The organism is Propioniciclava sp., from assembly GCF_036744435.1.
GTDB lineage: Bacteria > Actinomycetota > Actinomycetes > Propionibacteriales > Propionibacteriaceae > Propioniciclava.
Window position 1 is genome coordinate 1 of record NZ_DAIOIA010000236.1, and the last position, 1,753, is coordinate 1,753.

3 protein-coding genes are annotated in these 1,753 nt (G+C 72.0%); 1 reads left to right on the forward strand and 2 read right to left on the reverse strand.

Annotated elements, in window-relative coordinates; genetic code table 11:
- Positions 1 to 507, forward strand: a 507-nt coding sequence (locus V7E09_RS15565; protein ID WP_324523733.1) for a precorrin-6A/cobalt-precorrin-6A reductase, incomplete at its 5' end; no start/stop codon positions are given.
- Between the two features lie 3 nt (positions 508 to 510).
- Here the strand turns inward: V7E09_RS15565 and V7E09_RS15570 are convergent.
- A complete protein-coding gene (locus V7E09_RS15570; protein WP_442956906.1) occupies positions 511 to 1,119 on the reverse strand; it encodes an MBL fold metallo-hydrolase in 609 nt (202 codons plus the stop codon).
- Positions 1,120 to 1,121: 2 nt separating this feature from the next.
- On the reverse strand, positions 1,122 to 1,753 hold a 632-nt coding region (locus tag V7E09_RS15575; protein ID WP_324523734.1), incomplete at its 5' end, for a zinc-binding dehydrogenase.

A 1,753-nucleotide genomic window follows, 5' to 3' on the forward strand; every position in this document is an offset into this window, starting at 1 on the left:
CGCGGCATGTCCGCCAACGCCGCGGCCGCCTGCGCGGCCGAGGGCATCCCTTTGCTGCGCCTCGAACGCCCAGGCTGGGAACCGCGCCCCGAATGGCACTACGCCGACGGCCACGACGCCGCCGCAGACCTGGCCGCGACGCTCGGCGTCCGCCCCTTCCTCACCGTGGGACGCCAAGAACTCGCGCGCTTTCTGCCCGCGCTCGGCCAGGCAGCGGTGCTGGCCCGCGTCGTGGACGTGCCCGATCTGACGCTCCCGGATGCCTGGCGCCTGCTCACCTCGCGCGGGCCCTACACCCTGGACGGCGAACTGGCGCTGATGCGCGAGCATCGCGCCGATGTCCTCATCACCAAGGACTCCGGCGGCACCTACACGCGCCCCAAGCTCGACGCCGCCCACACGCTTGGCGTCCCCGTCGTGGTGGTGCGGCGTCCGGACTACGGCGACGGCGTCGCCACCGTCCACGACCCCGCCGAAGCCCTCACCTGGGTGCGCGAGCGCGCCTGACGCTCAGCGGCCCAGGGCCGCAGCTTCCGCACCGATGGTGGTCGAAGGGCCATGGCCGGTGTGGACGATGGTGTCATCAGGCAGCGTGAAGAGCCGTCGCCGGACCGAGTCGACGATCAGGTCGGCGTCAGAGAAGGACCGGCCTGTCGCGCCCGGCCCACCCTGGAACAGGGTGTCTCCGGTGAACACGACACCCAGGTCGGGTGCGTACAGGCTCACCGATCCGGGCGAGTGCCCCGGGGTGTGCAGCACCGTCAGCGAGGTATCCCCGACCGCGATCTGCTGGCCGTCGGCCAGGTCGGCGTCCGGCGTGACGCCGGGGTGGGTGAGCGCCCACACGGGGGCGTCGGCGGGGTGCAGCAGGATCGGCGCCCCAGTCGCACGGGCCAGGTCGGGCGCGACCCTGACATGATCGTCGTGGGCGTGCGTGCACACCAGGGCGATCACCGTGCGGTCCCCCACCAGGGCCAGGATGTCGTCTACCGAGTGCGGGGCGTCGATCACGACGCATGCGGTGTCATCCCCCACCACCCAGACGTTGTTGTCCACGTCGAAGGTCTGCCCGTCCAGGCTGAAGGTGCCCGTCGTGACCCCGTGGTCGATGCGTGCCATGATCACTGCCCTTTCTCGGTGTTCTCGAGGACGACGACGCTGCGCAGCACGTCGCCCCGCCCCATCTGGACGAAAGCCTCCTCGACGTCGCCGATGCCGATGGTCTCGCTGACGAAGGCGTCCAACGGCAGGCGCCCTTGGAGGTAGAGGTCGATGAGCGTGGGGAAGTCCCGCGACGGCAGGCAGTCGCCATACCAGGACGACTTCAGCGAGCCGCCGTGGCTGAACAGATCCAGCAGCGGAAGGGGCGGCACCTCCATGTCGGGGGTGGGGACGCCGACGAGGACGAGCGTCCCAGCCAGGTCGCGGGCGTAGAAGGCCTGCTTCCAGGTTTCGGGGCGCCCCACGGCGTCGATGACCACGTCCGCGCCGTGCCCGCCGGTGAGGGCCTGGATGGCCGCCACCGGGTCGGACGCCGACGAGTTGACGGTGTGCGTCGCGCCCAGGGTGGAGGCGGTCGCGAGTTTCCCGTCGTCGAGGTCGACGGCGACGATGGTGGTCGCCCCCGCCAGTGTGGCCCCGGCGATGGCCGCCGCGCCGACGCCCCCGCAGCCGATGACGGCAACGGAGTCGCCGCGGCCCACCGCGCCGGTGTTGAGGGCGGCGCCCAGGCCCGCCATGACGCCGCACCCCA

Bases quoted from the DNA above. Each gene is read 5' to 3' on its own strand.
- V7E09_RS15570 (WP_442956906.1), bottom strand. From the start codon at position 1,119: ATGGCACGCATCGACCACGGGGTCACGACGGGCACCTTCAGCCTGGAC.